Here is a 15110-nt window from a genome sequence, read left to right as displayed (position 1 = left end):
GCCAATATTGAGGTTGATAGAACAAAAATCATCCAGGAAGAAAAGTTTGTATATAGAAATACGTCAGAAATCTTTTGGAAAGTTCTGTAGGTTCAGCAAATTGCTATGACTGAGCCACAGCCATAAAAAGAAAGTAAAAGCTATTTCAGAAGGCATCGTTAAATTGCTGTAAAGCTATAATACACATTGACAGAGTAAGTGGTATTCTCCTTTCCTACCAAACTTTGGGCGCCCGCAGGTGGTATGGTATATCTTATGTTCAGTCCACGGTCCAGAACCGGTGCTCCGTTAAAAAGTATTTTTTGAGGAGTTTTGGATAAGGGTACATTTACAGAACCTCCATCCACTCCAATTTGTAAAATGTTCGAATTGATGTCGGTCTGCAGTCCGCCTTTCTTAAAATAATTTTCGTCCGATTTTACATAGAGCTCAAAATTTTCATTGTTGGACAGCATAATCTGGTTGGGAATCATTTGTGACTGTCCATCGGTGTATTGGGCTGCAGTATTAAAATTGAAGTTGACAGTGCGTCCGGAACTTGGAATGGTAATCTCCGACAGAGGAAGCACCTTCAACTGAACAGCCGTATTCTGCAAACTGTTAATAGAGTTATCTGTACTTCCGGCATTGAAGTTCAATTCAAAAGTATAAGTTCCGGCTTCAAAAAAAAAGTTTTTAAAATCTTCTGCAGATACATAAAGCTGCGGAATGAAGCTGTTTCTGTTTCCTGCTGTAACACTGAAATTAGCAGCAGAAAAATTCTGAAAATCGGCAGATAATGCTTTGGTTGTGAGTGCAGATCCATTGCTACCCAGTTTAATGCTTGCTATATTTCTGGTTCCTGCAACGCCTTTGGAGGAGGTGAACTGAATGTTTGCGGAAGCAGCTTTGGCTAAAAAATTAAAATCAACCGTATTCGCGATTTCTGTATTCCCTAAATCCCACACCTTCATGCTTGCATTGCGGTAGTCATTCAAAGAAGATATTTCTATGTATTTTGTTAAAGAGCTTGTAATCCATCGTATCGATGAAGGAATCACTAAAATTGTTTTAAAATTACGGGGAGTGAAATCATTATAATTCTGAGTAATGTCCATAGAATAATTCCCGGCCCGGAAGGCATTGGCAGTAAATTGTGCGGCAGGAATTTTAAATGTAAAATTGATATTTCCGCGGTTGAATCCTCCCCCGATACTGATGGATGGCGGTTCAAACCATTTTATAGCGCTTGTACTGAATGATTGAAAACCTGGCAAATACCCGGAAAGTCCGGTAGATGGCAGCTGCCCGCCCATACTTTCCAACTGCCACAGAAGAGTGGATCCGGGTAAAGTAGATGAGGAAGAAGAATGAGTAAAAGTTGATCCGGAAACAGAGGTAAATGTAGGAGCTGTAGGCAGTAATCCCAAAAAGGCATAATCCCAGTTTGTTCTGTTGGCATTCGTCATTACCCTTGTAGGTATTGAGGTAAATTCGCTCCTGTTAAAAATATTATTTTCAGGAACAGACAGGTACACATCCTGAGCTTTCATGAATGCAGACCCGCAGAACACGGTAAAAATTCCTATTAGAAAAACCCTCATCTTTTTCATACTTTTAAATTTAAAACTTTTTCACCTTAATGGTGGTGTCTTTCTTCTTATATTCAAAAACCACGGTTTTTGAGTAACCTTCTTTTGTTACCTGAATAGTTTGGCTCGGCTGTGTATAGCTGTATTTGTCATTTTCAATATAGAGGTTATACTTTCCGGCTTTCAGGAAAAATTCAAACTCATTTTTCTGGTTAACCACGGCAGTATAGATTGTGCCATCTTCACTTTTTGCATACACTACTATTCCCGTTACATCCGTTTCCAAAACATCATAGGCTTGCTTGATCTCTGTTAATTTTCCGCTTACCCTGATGTTTTTTACCAAACCCACTTTGCGGTTAATATTGTTATGGACCATAATGACAGGATCCATCATCAACCGGGCGCCTGCACTTTCATTCACCTTCAGAGTGTAAGTACCTTCAGGCACATTCTGAAAAACCACTTTCCCATTCTTATCCGTCATCGCTACATAATTGTCCAGTTTTATAATTTCATTAGCAAGTACCGGTTCGCCAGACTCCAGAAGTCCATCAGAATTTTTATCTTCAAAGAACTGGAACGCCACTTTATGATTTCCGAAAACAGTAGCCGGGGTAAAATATTTTTTAATTCCCACTCTGAACTGGTAATAACTGCCACTTGTTGAATATTCAGCTGTAGATTTATAGCCGGAAAGATTAAAATAACCTGTGGTGGACCAGGAAGGTGAAATCTTATACTCCAGATTACCGGTGATATTGCTGTTTAAATTTTTATAAAGCTCCGAATAGAAGGTTCCTGCTGAAAAAGATCCAGTAAGATTATGATTAAACATCTGGAAATTATAAGAAGCGTATGCATTGTAATTGGCGAAATTACGGCTTACATCATAATAAGAATTTAAATCAAAGACACTGGTTGCATTCCATTGGGCTGTTCCGTTGAGAGAGAATGACTTATACCTGTAAGATAAAGTGGTTTTCAGACTGTTGAACCAGTCCGGATTATTATTCTCTTTAGAATAAGAATATTCCGCCGTCAGGTTCAATCCGTGGGCACCTAAAGTAGTGCTGATATTGGCTTCCAACCGATAAGAAAAAAGTTCCTGTGAGGTATAAAAATTAGCTGTTTTTTGCTTTTCAACTTTTGGAGACAGCAGAAAATTCCATTTCTTTAAAGAAAACTGATACCCTAACCCCAAAGCTTCTGTACTGTTGAAATAATAACGAAAATCAGCAGTATTTCCAGATTGGACAGGCGCACCCTGGTAACTCAGGAACTCAGGATTTACCTGCGAATTCTGGTATTGTATAAAAGCACGCTGAGAGGCAGAAAATTGACGGCCAATACGCTGATTTGAGAAAAACGATCCCCGTTTGATCCCTGCATAACTTTTGGTGGCAAAGGAATTAACAGACTGTAAATCCCATTTCCCTATTTTCCCTTCGTAATTGGCTCCCATTGAAGCTCCGGCGTTTTCATCATGATTCAAAAGTCCTTTTTCATGACTTACGCCCAACTCCGTGCGGATTGCGTTTTTATCGTTAATTAACAATGATGTAACCGCGTTCGCTATCTGTGTATCTACATTAAACCGTGGATCATGTTCAAATATATAGGATACTTTCCCATTGAAAGATTTAGCATTGCCAAAACCATATTTTGCACCCGCCAAGGTAGACCCTTCTGTCTGCTGGAAATATGTACCATACAGATTATAATTATTTTCAAGCGCAAGAATTTCAACCTGATTATTATTTCCGAATCTGGTAGAAATTTTCCCACCTCTTCCGAAAACCGGGTAATCGTAATCGCTGCTATTAACATTACCCACCCGTAATACTGTATTTTTTCTCTCCAGTTCCAGCCAGGTATCATATAGGTTATAGCGGCCGTCCTCATGATAGTAATCTGCACCAATATTGAAGCGTGATTTCAGGTTATCAGTTATCCGGAACGCTGTATTTCCTCTCAATTGAAGATAATTGAAACCTGAGCTGTTTTCATTATAGCTCAATTCAGCAAAATTACTTCCGCTCACCGCTTCGTTTCCACGGGCAATTTGTCTGTTATGTGATAAAACGACCAAGTAAAGCGTGTTGCTACCCACAATTTTATTATCCAGCAGGTCTGTGACGATCGCATTAATATTAAATTCCGGATAAATTGTATTCTGTTTTCTGACCGCAATTTTGATTTCCAACGTTTGTTTTTCTAAACCATCCAGAGATACAGTCTGTTGTTTTGGCATTACTTCCAAACCATCCGGAATGGATTGCAAATCAATCTTAACAGTTCGTTTACTGTAACCCTGGTTTTCTACGGTAAGCAGAATTGAGGACTGTGGTAAAGCGGGGTTAATGAAATTTTCGTATGTAGCTGTATAAATTGCAATGTTTTTGTTGTCTCCTTTAGCAACGAAGAACGAGGTGCTTTCAGTTCTGGTTACGGTTGGGGTAACGTAAGAAACCTGGAATTGGATCTTATTGGATTTCAGTTTCATAAAATCCACATTGGCAATCAGTTTTACCGGAAGAGTTTTAGACTGACCCGCGCCTAAGGATAATTCATTTTTGGGATAGAAAAGCAATCCCGGATAGTTTTCCTGAGGTATGATATTCTGAATGGTAATCTCTTCAGAACTTTTATTCTCAACGACCAGGAAATTAGTAAATGTAGAACCTTTTTCAACAGCTACGCTGTCATTTTCAAAATGGATGCTGATATTCTTATTTTCCTGCGCAAAGGCCAAAGAAAAGTGCAGAAGAACAAATACAAAAAATAAGATTGTTCTTCTTAGCACTGATATCGATATTCCATTCTGTGGTTTCAAGGCTTAATTTTAAAATTTAAAGTTTTTTTCTCCTACACGTAAATCATTGGATTCTGCCATTTTAACAATAGCCACACCCAGGAAGTTTCCTGAAATATTCTCTGGTAAAGAAAATTGAACAACCTGATTGGTATCCGGAAACATAGAGATTGAAATTGCGGGTAATTTTATTTCCTTACCACTGTCTGTGTTGGTAAGTTCAAACTCAACAGTGGCATCATTGATCGTATTTCCATCATTATGGATGCTTACTGCGACTTTTCTGTTCGCTGCATTCTGATTACTCACCTCTGCAATATTGGTAATATCCAGACTTTTCACATGGTTCCCCGGTGGAGTGTAAAAGATATGAAGTCCCACTTCAAATAAGGTGATAATACCAATTCCATTCTGAACACGTGCCTTATCTGCCTGCTGAGGAAGCTGAGTGAAAAACAGCATGCTGTTTGTAACGGCAGATGGTGATGCATTTGCAGGAATCTGCATGGTTACTGCAATCTCCTTTGTACTTTTTGCAGGAACAGTTACAGTATTTTCTAAGGTGGATACCCAGGAAGCATTGGAAGTTTTTGAACTGCCTGCCTCAAGATAAACCTTATTTCCGTCTTCTTCTCTGAACCAGTCTTTATAGTTGAGATTAAAAACATAATCCTTATCCGAGCTGTTTTGAAGCGTGACTGTCTTTGTTACTTTTTCCCCCGGATTGCCTGTAAAAAACAAGCGTGTAGGTGACATAGAGATGCTTTGTGCCAAAAGTGAAGAAAAACCTGTGAGGATAAAGAAAATGAAAAGGTGAATAAACTTGTGCATGGTGTAAATAGTTTAATTATGAAAGATTCCCAAAACTACTGAAAACATCGCAAAATGAACCTTTACAAACTAAAATTTTTATTATAAAGCTGTCGCGGTATAAGTGACTGTTTGCGTATAAGTTCCGGCTGGTTTACCCAAAATATCAGATGATGAGGATTTTGCGGCTGGAATAGTATAGTCAAGATTCAGTGTTAATGCGCTTCCAAGCGGAGCATTAGCTACTAAAGTTTGATCTGTTGCAGATAACACTACAGCAGTTTTTGTTCCTCCCATACTTCCGGCAGCAGTAGAAGGTTTGATTGTTAAAACATTCACAGGAATCAGGTTGGTTCCATTCATGAAATTAGCACCTCCTGCTTTTACCTTTACATTAAAGTTCTTTGTGGAAGTAACTTTTAAAGAGTTGGCTTTAGTCACCGTTTGGTCAGAATTATAGTCTGCGGCTGTAACATAGTTAAAGTCAACTGTATTACCTATTGCAGTACTTCCTGCATCAATAGAGATGACATCATTCAGGGTGATGTTTACCGTTGTGGTTGCAGTGGTGTTTTGAGCTTGAACATTATTAGTTCCAAATATGATTGCTCCAAAAGTTAAGGCTGTGATTACGATTTGTTTTTTCATGATGGTAATATTTTATTGTTATTCTTGTTTAATTGTTTCTTTTGAACACTACAAATCTACAGCGGTGATAAAAGTTTCTTTGTAATGGAAAACGGAAGTTCATGTAGTAAAATCACTACAGGATTGCTCATTGGCTTTACATAAAAAACCCTCAGTACTTCCAGGTCCTGAGGGCAGATATATTGATGTGTTTTTTTTATTATAAAGCAGTGGCAGTATAGGTTACTGTTTGTGTATACGTTCCGGCTGGCTTTCCTAAAATATCAGATGATGATGATCTCGCTGCTGGAATAGTGTAGTCTAAATTCAGTGTTAATGCGCTTCCAAGTGGAGCATTGGCTACCAAGTTTTTTTCTCCTGCAGATAAAATCACATCAGTTTTTATTCCTCCCATACTTCCAGGAGCATCTGCAGCTTTGATTGTCAAAACATCTACAGGGATTGAGTTTGAACCATTGACGAAATTCGGTCCCCCTGCTTTTACTTTCACATTAAAGTTCTTTGTGGAAGTAACTTTTAAAGAGTTGGCTTTAGTAACCGTTTGATCAGAATTATAGTCTGCGGCTGTAACATAGTTAAAGGCAACTGTACCACCAATTGCAGTACTTCCTGCGTCGATAGATATTACATCATTCAGGGTAATATTTACGTTTGTGGTTGCAGTGGTATTTTGAGCTTGAACATTATTGGTTCCTACTATGATTGCTCCAATAGTTAAGGCTGAGATTGCGATTTGTTTTATCATGATAGTACTATTTAATTGTTATTCTTATTTAATGTTATCTTTTGAACATTACAAATCTACAGCTACTACAAAGCCGTCGCGGTATAAGTTACTGTCTGCGTATACGTTCCGGCTGGTTTACCCAAAATATCAGATGATGAGGATTTTGCGGCTGGAATAGTGTAATCCAGATTCAGTGTTAATGCGCTTCCAAGCGGAGCATTGGACACCAAAGTCTGATCTGTTGCAGATAACACTACAGCAGTTTTTGTTCCTCCCATACTTCCGGCAGCAGTAGAAGGTTTGATTGTTAAAACATTCACAGGAATCAGGTTGGTTCCATTCATGAAATTAGCACCTCCTGCTTTTACCTTTACATTAAAGTTCTTTGTGGAAGTAACTTTTAAAGAGTTGGCTTTAGTCACCGTTTGATCAGAATTATAGTCTGCTGCAGTAACATAGTTAAAGTCAACGGTATTACCTATTGCAGTACTTCCTGCATCAATAGAGATGACATCGTTCAGGGTGATGTTTACCGTTGTGGTTGCAGTGGTATTTTGAGCTTGAACATTATTAGTTCCTAATATGATTGCTCCAAAAGTTAAGGCTGAGATTAAGATTTGCTTTGTCATGGCTGTAATATTTAATTGTTATTTTTATTTTATTTAATTGTTCCTTTTGAACACTACAAATCTACAGCGGTGATAAAAGTTTCTTTGTAGTGGAAAAAGGAAGTTCATGTAGTAAAATCACTACACGGCCGGTTCATTTGATTTAAAAAGAAAAGCCCTAAGTACTTTGGAAGTACTTAGGGCTTATATAAATTCCTGTTATAACATAGATTCTACCTCACAGCTGACAGATACTTATTCCCGGATTTTGAATTTCTCTATAACCATATCAATACATACAAAATCAAAGGCCTCCCGTAGGAAGCCTTCGAAACACCAAATCACAAAATATTAATATGAAAATTTATTTATAAAGCTGTTGCAGTATAAGTTACTGTCTGCGTATACGTTCCGGCCGGTTTACCTAAAATATCAGATGATGATGATTTCGCTGCTGGAATAGTGTAATCTAAATTCAGTGTTAATGCACTTCCAAGCGGAGCATTAGACACCAAAGTCTGATCTGTTGCAGATAACACTACAGCGGTCTTTGTTCCTCCCATACTTCCGGCAGCAGTAGAAGGTTTAATTGTTAAAACATTCACAGGAATCAGGTTGGTCCCATTCATAAAATTAGCACCTCCTGCTTTTACTTTCACATTAAAGTTCTTTGTGGAAGTAATTTTTAAAGAGTTGGCTTTAGTCACTGTTTGATCAGAATTATAATCTGCTGCAGTAACATAGTTAAAGTCAACGGTATTACCAATTGCTGTACTTCCTGCATCAATAGAGATGACATCGTTCAGGGTGATGTTTACCGTCGTGGTTGCAGTGGTATTTTGAGCTTGAACATTATTAGTTCCAAATATGATTGCTCCAAAAGTTAAGGCTGTGATTACGATTTGTTTTTTCATGATGGTAATATTTTATTGTTATTTTTATTTAATTGTTCTCTTTTGTATACTGCAAATCTACAGCGACGATAAAAGTTTCTTTGTAGTGGAAAAAGGAAGTTCATGTAGTAAAATCACTACACGGCCGGTTCATTTGATTTAAAAAGAAAAGCCCTCAATACTTAGAAAGTATTGAGGGCTTATATAAAATTGCTTTTCGTTATATTATAAAGCAGTTGCAGTATAAGTTATTTTTTGAGTGTAAGTTCCCTGCGGTTTTCCAAGAAGTACCCTGGATGCTTTTTCCGCCGAAATAGAATAGGCAATATTTAAAGACTGTTTGGAACCTAAACTTGCATTACTCACCAGCACCTGGTCTGTAGTAGATAAAGTGACCTCATTCAGGGTTCCCATAAGACTTCCACCTGGTATTGCTTTTACCTGTAATATATCTACAGGAATTACATTTGCGCCACTTACAAAGTGTGCACCTTCAGATTTTACTTTTACATCAAAATTTTTGGAGGAAATAATGACTAAACTATTGGGAATGGTTATATTTTTAGAAGAATTATAATCTTTTGTGCTCCCATAGTTAAAATCTACAGCACCTTCTGAAGCAGCAGAGCCAATATCCATTGCAATAACATCCGATAAAATAATATTGACTGTTGTACTCAACTGCTCTGAATGTTGTGCCTTAACCCATTTGGTTCCCAAGGCGATTGCTCCCAGAGACAGTGCAGCGATAAAGATTTGGTTTTTCATGATTAATAAATTTAATGAGGTGTAATAAAATATTGTCATTCAGGAACTCATTATAAAGCTAATAACATTATCTGACATTACCAAGACTTTTTTCATCATTGCGTGTATTATCATCATAAAGTTGCCACGATTTTACCACATTTTTTTTAAACCTTCATATATCGTCTTCAAAGCGCATTTGCGGAAAGGAAGGGATTTGAACCCATCTGCAAAGCACTGATATTTATTTGTAACCACATTTGTCTCTGTATGCTTTATATTATAATATAAGTTTATCATCATCACTTATTTTCCCTTTTAGTTTTGAAACAACACAATCTTCAGTTACATCTTCAAAACATAAACAAATTTCAAATTCATTAATTTCTTCAAATGCATAAAAATCAAAGTCCTTTCGTTCTAATTCATAATCAGTTAGTCCTCTATCGAGTAGGATTCTAATAGCCCAAAGCATATCGGTCTTTCAACATCATTAGCACCTATAATTAATGATTTATTAGTTAAATTTATTCTGGATTTCTTAAAATTTCTGAAAACTTGAAGTTTTATATCAAAATAAACTACCTATTTTCCCTGAATTCTACTTCCATAAATATTCTTATTTTAACAACTTTGAAGATTTTTAATAATTTATAGATTTAGAAAGATTATTTTATATAAAAAACTATACAAACAAAAAAATTAAATTTTAACAAAGGTGATATTTTCTGGAATTCTCAAAAAAATCAACATCCAATTATATTCTTAGAATGGACCAATGAACCTGAAACATTTAAAGCTTGTATTATTAGCAAAGAAAACTTAGCTGGAAATATTAAAATGAAAGATGATCATTTTTTTATTAAAGATAATTCGGGGAAAGATTACGCAATAGTAAATAAACCTTCTTACTTAGTTTCAGACTATTCTTTTAAAAAAGAAATTGAGTGGTTGAAAAACCCTGTCAGATCAGGCAAATTAACAAGTAAAGGGATAGAATTTGTTGAAGATAATCTAACAGCAATTAGTCTTACCTACTCAAATGAACACATAAGTAATATTGTTAAATCGCAATAATAGCTTTGCTGTAAAAAATCAAGTCAGTTAATATACTGATATATATTATTTTGCAATCCGTAGTTTTTCGCTACATAGGTTTTTGTATTCTTCTGAGTCTCTCAAGAAAAAGGGTTGTGACTTCTTTTTTCCAGATACAATTATAGCGTCATTTATATCACCTTTGATATGATAAATTAAATCTTCAATTCTTTCTACATACTGTGAGAATGGTTTATCAGGATCGTCTCTGTTTATTAAATAGTAACCCATGATTATCAATATTTGTGTTAGACAAGGTAGAAATGGTAACAAGTAAAAAATAATTTACCTGTTTTATATCACTAAGTATACAATTTTCAGCAGGAAATTTGTATGAATTTCATCATAAAGCTAATCATGAAGGGATTATTGTATGTCATGTTTTTCTCCATGTCCCTTGTTTACTACGTCAATTTTCCCACCTGCCCCACACATACAAAATGAATCTTCTGTAAGAATCTTGTAATTATTGATAGTATCTTTTTCTGTAGTTTTCTGCCACATAGTCGGTACAGGAATACAAGGCAAATAACCACCTGATGTCGGTTTTAACTTGCACTGCCCAAATGGTTTTATGTTTGTATTTGCCTGTTTATCCTGCTCTGTAGCAATATATTTTCCTTCAGCCGTAGAAAAGTTCTGGCTGGTAACACTTAGATTACTTGGTGTTGTTCCTTGGTTACAGGATAATTGGGCGGTATCTGTGATTTTTTGTGACATGGGAATTATTTTTCTAATTTGAAAATAACATTATTATATACTAATTCTTTTTTACCAATAATTAAAGGAGAATATTGAAAGTCTTTTATATAGATTTTATTATTTTTGATTTGATATTTTGCTATTGTAACTATTGGCTTGCTTACATCATCGTAAATTTTCTCTATTTCTTTTGGAAAGCATGAAAATTTACTTTCTGATATGATTTTTACAGATTTCTTACTAAATATCAAAGTTGCATAAGAATATACCTCACATCCACCGTCAGTTCTTTCTTTACACGAATGTCCTGTCAATGACTTATATTTTTTAGTAAATATAATTTGACCAAACATAAAATGTATTGAACATACTAAAAGTATTGGGTAAATAAGTATTCTATATAAATACATAATGATTATTATTTTTGTAATTCGCTTTATTTAATAATTTTTCCCGTACTATCATCAATAATAAAACTATAATCAGGTTTCGAAAACCACTCGCCATCCACAAATTTACTATCAAGAACGTGAATCTGATAATATTTTTTAATTGCAGCATCGGGAGTGTCATGTCTTAACGCAACCGCTTGCCTCGTATCGTATATATCAACTTTTTTTTCCTTTAAAACACTATCATGTATCTGCTCAAATGTATGTTTGAAATTTTTATCAAAATTTGTCTCTTTAATAAGTTTGCCATTTTTGTCGTATTCTTTTGCCAATAGCAAAGAATTATTAAATTCATTTATTTCTGCATATAAATATGAATTTCCATAGTAAGTATAGGAATATTTAAAAGGACTATGTTTCTTAGTAATTTCTCGTTTATATCTCAATTCGGAATTATTAGGAGAAACTGTAGTAGAATATTCTCTAACTTCTGACTTGTCTATGAGTGTGTAATGATATTCATTGACATAACCTTGCTTACCTTTATTTTTCTCAAAATTTTGTATATTAAATGTTTTCATTTCTTTCGGGTTAAATGTATTGCTTTTTTGTCCTTTGCAGTTGAATGTACTTATTAATAATACTGCTAATAATATATATTTCATATGATGTTCTTTACACGTTGATTCTTACAATATCCCATTGCCATTTCCACGTAGACTTTTTCATTTTCTGACCATAACTCATAATATTATCTGTGGAGTTTGTTGGGTTACTATTTCCATTTGCATACACAAATTTTCTTTCAGCTTCTTTTATTGGAGTTCCGTCTTTATGGGTGTGGTGCAAACCTAATCCATGTAATCCTTCGTGAGAAATAGTATCACTCCCCCTTACCGCACCTTGTATACCGTTAAATAAAAATACATTTTTTATTTTTATACTCTGAACCTGCCCAGGAACTGCTCCTGCTGAACCTGTTGAAGGGTCATAAAAACTATCATATGTATTTTCATTAAAACTAAACATAGTATAATAACCCGTATATTGAGGATTTTGGCTGATATATAAGTTTTTTACATAATCAAAAATACCAGCCTTATCTTCATGAATATTACCGTCCGTATTTCTTAAACTGCCTGAGGTATTTTTGAAAATATAGTCCCCATACGTTTTATTACCATGTGCATCGGTTATAAGCTGGAATTTTGGGTCTCCGCTCAAGTCCAATATTGGACCAGTTTCCAATTCACTGGTAATGAGACATTGATATAACCCCTCTTGTAATCTTTGTTGTTCTGATGGAGAAAATATACCTGTCTTGTCATTACCAGCCACATTATTAATGTTAGTTTTTACTGAAACTAAAACAAACTTTTGATTCTTCCTTGCCGTAGCATCATTTTTCAAAATTATGATTTTTCCTACCAATGTTTTTAGAGTAAGCTGTTCGGCAGGTGTTTTTGCACTACTTCCTTTTGGGTAAGCGTAGATTTTAATTTCCTTATCTGCCGTTAAGTCTTTCAAACAAGTTATTTTTATTGTGGAATCTGCTGAATTAACTAATCCTGCTGTTTTGGTTTTATCTTGTAAAGTTACTTTGTCAATGGTTATCAATGTATCTGTAGATGTATTAATTGAAGTCAAATCAAATTCTAATTTATCTATATCTTCTTCTATTTCTACCAAAACTTTTAACTCGGCTTCATATTTTGGTTTATTTGTTATTGTTGCAGGCATCGCATCAACAAAATCTTTGGGAAACAAGGTCAGATAAGGCACAATGTATTCAATTGATGGTGTTGTTGCAGGAGCAGGAGTGCCAGCTGGTAACGGTTTTCTTGAAATCGGAATAATTGAATATTGAGTTTTTAGCTGTGTATAGGCTGTACCTGTTGCTCCCCCTGTCAAATCTGTTATACCGTCTTTATATCCTCCTTCAATAATATCTGCATAAGCAGGGTCGTTGGCAGGAGCAAGCCCATTATCTTTTTCCCTTATCCAATCAAACCCAAATTTTCCATTCCAAGCAGTATTAGGTCTGAAGTATACCATTGCAATTGCAATTTGTTCAGGTGGGGCTGTTGTTGCCTGTTTAGCAGTATTCCCAAGCTGGTTTCCGCTTTCTCCGTACATTTCCGCAGTTCCCTTGCTGTTAATAACAGCTTGTTTATCTGAATGCACAAGGGTTTTTTCTGTACCATGTAATTTAGCTTCTTTGGCTTCAATATCTAAAGTGTTTTGACTACTGAATAACGCTTTGCCACTAAAGAAGCTCATAAAACCACTTACAACTTGTTTCATAAATGGCGTAAAAACAAAGAATTTTGACATCGCATTAATGATTACGTTATTTGAAACATTCATTTCCAAATTGTTATAAGCATTCATTTGAATATCTGTGGCATTCATTATTATTTTGTTGGGAGCAGTGACATTAATATTACCTTGTCCATCCATAAAATAAATATTACCACTTGGGTCTTCTATCGTAATGCTCTTTTCCGCATCATTCATTAAAACCTTTATTCCACTGCGTGTTTGTATTGATTTTAAGTGATTATCCATACCTCCACCTAATCCTACACCTCCATGAAACATTCCACCCATTGCAAAAGGAAAATCTGGATTATGATATTCAAAGCCAACCATTACCTGATCTCCAATTTCAGGTACAGCAACAAATCCTCTGTTTTGACTTACTGCATCTGTTCCTCCAGCATCTGGACTCATCATTCGGATAAAATGAGTTGTATCATTCAATTGCCAGTCAAATCTTACCTGTATTCTTCCTTGGTTTAAAGGATCAACGTTAGAGATTACAGTTGCTACTTGTGGCTCAGCTTTTGGCACAACAAAAAAAGGTTTAGGCATAAAACCAGTTCCTTCGGCTATAGCTTCAAAGCTTCCTGTATAGTATCCCCTTGCATCCACCTCATGATTTACTTCTGTCATCATCAATGTAGTGAAGTGTGAGGTTTCGCTACTATCTGGTTTTCTCATAGCTAGATCTGCAACACAACCTGTAAATAGAAATGGTACTGTCGTTTTTCCTGAAACGGTAAAAACATCTACAGCTTTACTCCCTCTTGCACTTTTCTGTGAATCATCTATATCTAGAAACATATTAGGGTTAACGGGAGCAGGAGTCAGTGAGCGGGTTTTAAAAATATTGTTGTTAAGTTCATAAGTTTCAGATGATAGTTCACCAAGATGCTTGATTTGATTATCAACACCAATCATCTTTGCGTGATTACTGCTATTGTATCCAAAATATTCAGGCTTTATATGTATCGCATTTAACTCTATCTGTATCCCATTGATATTACTGCCATCAATAAGCTTTATAGACTTTTCATGAGGTGGTAACTTTCCGAAGTGTAGCGTTTCTCCATCATAATAGAATTGTTCCCCATAAGCTTCTGCAATTCTGGCAAGGTAATTATAATGGGTTTCGCAATATTGTGAACTGTAGTTGATATAACTATTGTTTTGCGTATCTATTCTAATATCAAAATCATTGTTACTCAATGCTTCTTTGATCACTCTATCAGCAATAATGGAAGTATTGACTGGTTGGCTGCCTCCAAAACTTTGAGTATGCGGAGCAGAATCCATCAGAATGGTAGGACTATTTCCTTTCAATACGATATTTCCCAGACTCATCTTTTCCTGACTAAATGCTACCTTCATAATAACTCCTACAAATGTGCGTTCTGGACTTTCGTTTTCAGGGTCTTTATACTTGAAAATAACTGTTAATCTTTTTCCCAAAAACTGTTTTGTCTGCTCTAAATTATGGCTTTGTGTTTTACCTAATGAATCGTGTGCTAGAGTAAGTTCAAAGTAATGGTGTGTTCTGACACTTTGCTGTAGACGGAAATGTTTAAAGTGGCTGATGGGTTTTCCATCAATCATAATGTCAAGCTTCACCACACGGTTAATGCCTGCAATATGATTATCCGAAATTTTCTCGGCATTAGATCTATTTTTTTTCATTATGATTTGTGTGTTTTATATCACTAAATGTAGATAAAAACAATGCCAAAACTGAACTTTTTTGATATTATTTCAAAAATTGTAGTAAAACTACGATTCG

15 protein-coding genes are annotated in these 15110 nt (G+C 35.4%); 1 reads left to right on the top strand and 14 read right to left on the bottom strand.

The genetic code is table 11. From position 1 onward, the window contains the following. Positions 1-158: 158 nt before the first annotated feature. The 9 genes from AC3FI7_RS03310 to AC3FI7_RS03270 all read right to left on the bottom strand — a co-directional run bounded on the left by AC3FI7_RS03310 (position 159) and on the right by AC3FI7_RS03270 (position 9294). Positions 159-1592, bottom strand: a complete 1434-nt coding sequence (locus AC3FI7_RS03310; protein ID WP_491461397.1) for a hypothetical protein — start codon at positions 1590-1592, stop codon at positions 159-161. Between the two features lie 10 nt (positions 1593-1602). Then, a complete protein-coding gene (locus tag AC3FI7_RS03305) occupies positions 1603-4407 on the bottom strand; it encodes a hypothetical protein (protein ID WP_491461396.1) in 2805 nt (934 codons plus the stop codon). A 9-nt stretch (positions 4408-4416) separates the two neighbouring features. Continuing rightward, positions 4417-5217 (bottom strand): fimbrial biogenesis chaperone, encoded by an 801-nt coding sequence (locus AC3FI7_RS03300; RefSeq protein WP_491461395.1) that lies wholly within the window; start codon positions 5215-5217, stop codon positions 4417-4419. Between the two features lie 81 nt (positions 5218-5298). Further along, positions 5299-5844, bottom strand: a complete 546-nt coding sequence (locus AC3FI7_RS03295) for a peptidoglycan-binding protein LysM (protein WP_343658349.1) — start codon at positions 5842-5844, stop codon at positions 5299-5301. 199 nt (positions 5845-6043) lie between these two features. Then, positions 6044-6589, bottom strand: coding sequence for a peptidoglycan-binding protein LysM (locus tag AC3FI7_RS03290; protein ID WP_491461394.1), 546 nt, complete (start codon positions 6587-6589; stop codon positions 6044-6046). Positions 6590-6654: 65 nt separating this feature from the next. Continuing rightward, positions 6655-7200 carry a peptidoglycan-binding protein LysM gene (locus AC3FI7_RS03285; protein WP_142722638.1) on the bottom strand — a complete coding sequence of 182 codons (546 nt, stop codon included), beginning with the start codon at positions 7198-7200 and terminating at the stop codon, positions 6655-6657. Between the two features lie 347 nt (positions 7201-7547). Next, on the bottom strand, positions 7548-8093 hold the full coding sequence (locus tag AC3FI7_RS03280) for a peptidoglycan-binding protein LysM (RefSeq protein ID WP_491461393.1): 546 nt from the start codon (positions 8091-8093) through the stop codon (positions 7548-7550). Positions 8094-8297: 204 nt separating this feature from the next. Then, positions 8298-8840: a peptidoglycan-binding protein LysM gene (locus AC3FI7_RS03275; protein ID WP_491461392.1), complete on the bottom strand. Its 543-nt coding sequence runs from the start codon at positions 8838-8840 to the stop codon at positions 8298-8300. A 259-nt stretch (positions 8841-9099) separates the two neighbouring features. Beyond that, a complete protein-coding gene (locus AC3FI7_RS03270) occupies positions 9100-9294 on the bottom strand; it encodes a hypothetical protein (protein WP_491461391.1) in 195 nt (64 codons plus the stop codon). 365 nt (positions 9295-9659) lie between these two features. Between AC3FI7_RS03270 and AC3FI7_RS03265 the strand changes: the two genes are divergently transcribed. Beyond that, positions 9660-9896, top strand: coding sequence for a hypothetical protein (locus AC3FI7_RS03265; protein ID WP_491461390.1), 237 nt, complete (start codon positions 9660-9662; stop codon positions 9894-9896). A gap of 45 nt (positions 9897-9941) precedes the next feature. Here AC3FI7_RS03265 and AC3FI7_RS03260 read toward each other — a convergent pair whose 3' ends face one another. The 5 genes from AC3FI7_RS03260 to AC3FI7_RS03240 form a co-directional block, all read right to left on the bottom strand. Then, positions 9942-10148: a hypothetical protein gene (locus AC3FI7_RS03260; protein WP_491461389.1), complete on the bottom strand. Its 207-nt coding sequence runs from the start codon at positions 10146-10148 to the stop codon at positions 9942-9944. A 135-nt stretch (positions 10149-10283) separates the two neighbouring features. Next, the gene (locus AC3FI7_RS03255; protein WP_491461388.1) at positions 10284-10637 is read right to left on the bottom strand and encodes a DUF4280 domain-containing protein; all 354 of its coding nucleotides are present in this window, start codon (positions 10635-10637) and stop codon (positions 10284-10286) included. 5 nt (positions 10638-10642) lie between these two features. Further along, a complete protein-coding gene (locus tag AC3FI7_RS03250; RefSeq protein ID WP_491461387.1) occupies positions 10643-10972 on the bottom strand; it encodes a hypothetical protein in 330 nt (109 codons plus the stop codon). 83 nt (positions 10973-11055) lie between these two features. Next, entirely contained in the window at positions 11056-11676 is a 621-nt protein-coding gene (locus AC3FI7_RS03245) for a hypothetical protein (RefSeq protein WP_491461386.1), read from the bottom strand. A 10-nt stretch (positions 11677-11686) separates the two neighbouring features. Next, positions 11687-15010 (bottom strand): type VI secretion system Vgr family protein, encoded by a 3324-nt coding sequence (locus tag AC3FI7_RS03240; protein WP_491461385.1) that lies wholly within the window; start codon positions 15008-15010, stop codon positions 11687-11689. Positions 15011-15110 lie beyond the last annotated feature (100 nt).

The sequence above is a fragment of the Chryseobacterium sp. TQ-BC-N36 genome (assembly GCF_058382295.1).
This window is presented reverse-complemented; position numbering and strand designations above follow the sequence as displayed.

Excerpts from the sequence above, each read along its gene's own strand:
- AC3FI7_RS03310 (WP_491461397.1), bottom strand. The coding sequence starts at position 1,592 with ATGAAAAAGATGAGGGTTTTTCTAATAGGAATTTTTACCGTGTTCTGC.
- AC3FI7_RS03300 (WP_491461395.1), bottom strand. The coding sequence starts at position 5,217 with ATGCACAAGTTTATTCACCTTTTCATTTTCTTTATCCTCACAGGTTTT.
- AC3FI7_RS03295 (WP_343658349.1), bottom strand. The coding sequence starts at position 5,844 with ATGAAAAAACAAATCGTAATCACAGCCTTAACTTTTGGAGCAATCATA.
- AC3FI7_RS03290 (WP_491461394.1), bottom strand. The coding sequence starts at position 6,589 with ATGATAAAACAAATCGCAATCTCAGCCTTAACTATTGGAGCAATCATA.
- AC3FI7_RS03285 (WP_142722638.1), bottom strand. The coding sequence starts at position 7,200 with ATGACAAAGCAAATCTTAATCTCAGCCTTAACTTTTGGAGCAATCATA.
- AC3FI7_RS03280 (WP_491461393.1), bottom strand. The coding sequence starts at position 8,093 with ATGAAAAAACAAATCGTAATCACAGCCTTAACTTTTGGAGCAATCATA.
- AC3FI7_RS03275 (WP_491461392.1), bottom strand. The coding sequence starts at position 8,840 with ATGAAAAACCAAATCTTTATCGCTGCACTGTCTCTGGGAGCAATCGCC.
- AC3FI7_RS03270 (WP_491461391.1), bottom strand. The coding sequence starts at position 9,294 with ATGCTTTGGGCTATTAGAATCCTACTCGATAGAGGACTAACTGATTAT.
- AC3FI7_RS03265 (WP_491461390.1), top strand. The coding sequence starts at position 9,660 with ATGAAAGATGATCATTTTTTTATTAAAGATAATTCGGGGAAAGATTAC.
- AC3FI7_RS03260 (WP_491461389.1), bottom strand. The coding sequence starts at position 10,148 with ATGGGTTACTATTTAATAAACAGAGACGATCCTGATAAACCATTCTCA.
- AC3FI7_RS03255 (WP_491461388.1), bottom strand. The coding sequence starts at position 10,637 with ATGTCACAAAAAATCACAGATACCGCCCAATTATCCTGTAACCAAGGA.
- AC3FI7_RS03250 (WP_491461387.1), bottom strand. The coding sequence starts at position 10,972 with ATGTTTGGTCAAATTATATTTACTAAAAAATATAAGTCATTGACAGGA.
- AC3FI7_RS03245 (WP_491461386.1), bottom strand. The coding sequence starts at position 11,676 with ATGAAATATATATTATTAGCAGTATTATTAATAAGTACATTCAACTGC.
- AC3FI7_RS03240 (WP_491461385.1), bottom strand. The coding sequence starts at position 15,010 with ATGAAAAAAAATAGATCTAATGCCGAGAAAATTTCGGATAATCATATT.